The following is a 3,261-nucleotide window of genomic DNA, read 5'->3' on the forward strand; positions in this document are numbered from 1 at the left end:
GAATTTGCCGGCAGAAGAGCGTCCGCAAGTCGGCGCCCTGATCAACGTTGCCAAGGAACGTGTTACAGGCGTTCTCAATGCGCGCATGGCTTTGTTTGAAGAGGCCGAACTGGCCGCCAAACTGTCTGCCGAATCCATTGACGTGACGTTGCCGGGCCGTGGCCAGACCTCCGGTGGTCTGCATCCGGTTACCCGGACTCTGGAACGTGTCGAGCAGTTCTTTACTCGTATTGGCTACGGCATCGCCGAAGGCCCCGAAGTCGAAGACGACTATCACAACTTTGAAGCGCTCAACATCCCAGGCCATCACCCGGCCCGGTCGATGCACGACACCTTCTATTTCAACGCAAACATGTTGCTGCGCACCCATACCTCGCCGGTACAGGTCCGCACCATGGAATCGAAACAGCCGCCGATCCGCATTGTCTGCCCAGGCCGTGTGTACCGTAGCGACTCCGATATCACCCACTCGCCGATGTTCCACCAGGTCGAAGGCCTGCTGGTTGATCGCGATATCAATTTTGCCGATCTCAAAGGCACCATCGAAGAATTCCTGCGCGTGTTCTTCGAGAAAGAACTGGCCGTACGCTTCCGTCCTTCGTACTTCCCGTTCACCGAGCCGTCCGCTGAAGTCGACATGGAATGCGTGATGTGCAGCGGTAAAGGCTGCCGTGTCTGCAAGCAGACTGGCTGGCTGGAAGTGATGGGCTGCGGCATGGTTCACCCGAACGTGCTGCGCATGTCTGGTATCGATCCGGAAGAGTTCTCCGGCTTTGCCTTCGGCATGGGCGTCGAGCGTCTGGCCATGCTCCGTTACGGCGTGAACGACTTGCGTCTGTTCTTCGACAACGACTTGCGGTTCCTCGAGCAATTTCGCTAGTCGTAACGAATTCTTAGGAGAGCAGGATGAAATTCAGTGAACAATGGCTGCGTGGCTGGGTTAGCCCGCAGGTAAATCGCGACGAGCTGGTTGCCCGTCTGTCGATGGCCGGTCTTGAGGTCGATAGCGTGACCCCGGCCGCCGGTGTATTCAGTGGCGTGGTAGTGGGCGAGGTGCTGAGCACCGAGCAGCACCCTGATGCCGACAAATTGCGTGTGTGCCAGGTCAGCAATGGTGCGGAAACCTTCCAGGTCGTGTGCGGTGCGCCAAACGTGCGTCCGGGCCTGAAGATTCCATTCGCCATGATCGGTGCCGAGTTACCGGGCGACTTCAAGATCAAGAAGGCCAAGCTGCGCGGCGTTGAGTCCAACGGCATGTTGTGCTCGCAAACCGAACTGCAGGTCGGTGAAGGCAATGACGGTCTGATGGAACTGCCGGCTGACGCGCCGGTGGGCGAAGATTTCCGCGTGTATCTGGATCTGGAGGACGCCAGCATCGAGGTCGACCTGACCCCGAACCGTGGCGACTGCTTGTCGCTGGCTGGTCTGGCCCGTGAAGTTGGCGCGTTGTACGCCGCTCCGGTCACCCGTCCAGTGGTGCTTGCCGTTCCTGCCGTGCATGACGAAGTGCGTTCGGTAGAAGTGCTGGCGCCAGCCGCGTGCCCGCGTTACTTGGGTCGTGTCATTCGCAACGTTGATCTGTCCAAGCCAACACCGCTGTGGATGGTTGAGCGTTTGCGTCGCGCCGACGTGCGCAGCATCGACGCTGCTGTCGACATTACCAACTACGTGATGCTCGAACTGGGTCAACCGCTGCACGCCTTCGACCTCGCCGAAATCAATGGCGGCATCCGTGTGCGCATGGCGGAAGAGGGCGAGAAGCTGGTATTGCTCGACGGCCAGGAAGTTAGCCTGCGTAGCGATACGCTGGTGATTGCCGACCACACACGTGCCCTGGCGATTGCCGGTGTGATGGGTGGCGAGCACAGCGGTGTATCCGCGACTACTCGCGATGTGTTTCTTGAAAGTGCGTTCTTCGACCAGATCGCTGTCGCCGGCAAGGCTCGTTCGTACGGCCTGCACACCGATGCTTCGCACCGCTATGAGCGTGGCGTGGACTGGCAACTGGCCCGTGAAGCCATGGAGCGCGCTACTGGCTTGCTGCTGGAAATCACTGGTGGTGAAGCCGGTCCGATCATCGAGACGGTCAGCGAGCAGCACTTGCCGTCGATTGCCCCGATTACTCTGCGTGCGCAGCGCATCACCCAAATGCTGGGCATGGAAATGGATTCGGTACAGGTCGAGCGCCTGCTCAGCGGCTTGGGCCTGAATATTTCCGCCGACGGAGCAGGGCAGTGGCGCGTTGAAGTGCCAAGCCATCGCTTCGACATCAGTCTGGAAGTCGACTTGATCGAAGAACTGGCCCGTTTGTACGGTTACAACCGTCTGCCGGTTCGTTACCCGCAAGCGCGCCTGGCGCCGCAAGCCAAGGCCGAAGCACGTAGCGATCTGCCTGAACTGCGCCGTCTGCTGGTGGCTCGTGGTTATCAGGAAGCGATCACTTACAGCTTCATCGATCCAAAGCAGTTCGAACTGTTCAGCCCGGGCGTCGAGCCGCTGTTGCTGGCTAACCCGATCTCCAACGACATGGCAGCCATGCGCTCGTCGCTTTGGCCGGGTCTGGTCAAGGCGTTGCAGCACAACCTGAACCGTCAACAGGATCGCGTGCGTCTGTTCGAAAGTGGCCTGCGCTTTGTCGGTCAACTGGAAGGCCTGAAGCAAGAGCCGATGCTCTCCGGTGTTGTTTGCGGTAGCCGTCTGCCGGAAGGTTGGGCGCAAGGTCGCGACACGGTCGATTTCTTCGACGTCAAAGCTGACGTAGAAGCCGTACTGGGTTTCGCCGGTGCTCTGGATTCGTTCACTTTCGCCCCGGGCAAACACCCGGCGCTGCACCCGGGTCAAACCGCACGCATTGAGCGGGAAGGTCGAGAAGTCGGCTTTATCGGCGCTATTCACCCTGAATTGTCGAAATCCCTCGGCCTCGATCGTCCGGTTTTCGTTTTCGAGCTGGTTCTGGCTGAAGTGGCGCTCGGTAAAATGCCGAAATTCCACGAGTTGTCGCGCTTTCCTGAAGTGCGTCGTGACCTTGCATTGATTGCGCACAAAGACGTCGCAGCCTCGGCTGTATTGGACGTAATCCGTGAAAATGCAGGCGAATGGCTCACAGATCTCAGGCTGTTTGACGTATATCAGGGTAAAGGTATTGATCCTGATAGAAAAAGCCTTGCAGTTGGCTTGACCTGGCAGCATCCATCGCGCACTCTTAATGACGATGAGGTGAATTCGACGACGCAAAATATCCTCACCTCGCTCGAACAAAGG

General features: G+C 58.7%; 2 protein-coding genes. Both read left to right on the forward strand.

The window, feature by feature from the left end:
• Positions 1 to 880 (forward strand): phenylalanine--tRNA ligase subunit alpha (pheS, locus tag ACIOVB_RS27225; RefSeq protein WP_401272243.1); only part of this gene is annotated, 880 nt, incomplete at its 5' end.
• A gap of 26 nt (positions 881 to 906) precedes the next feature.
• Positions 907 to 3,261, forward strand: a 2,355-nt coding sequence (gene pheT, locus ACIOVB_RS27230; RefSeq protein WP_401272244.1) for a phenylalanine--tRNA ligase subunit beta, incomplete at its 3' end; no start/stop codon positions are given.

Source organism: Pseudomonas sp. NPDC087639 (assembly GCF_044743385.1).
Lineage (GTDB): Bacteria > Pseudomonadota > Gammaproteobacteria > Pseudomonadales > Pseudomonadaceae > Aquipseudomonas.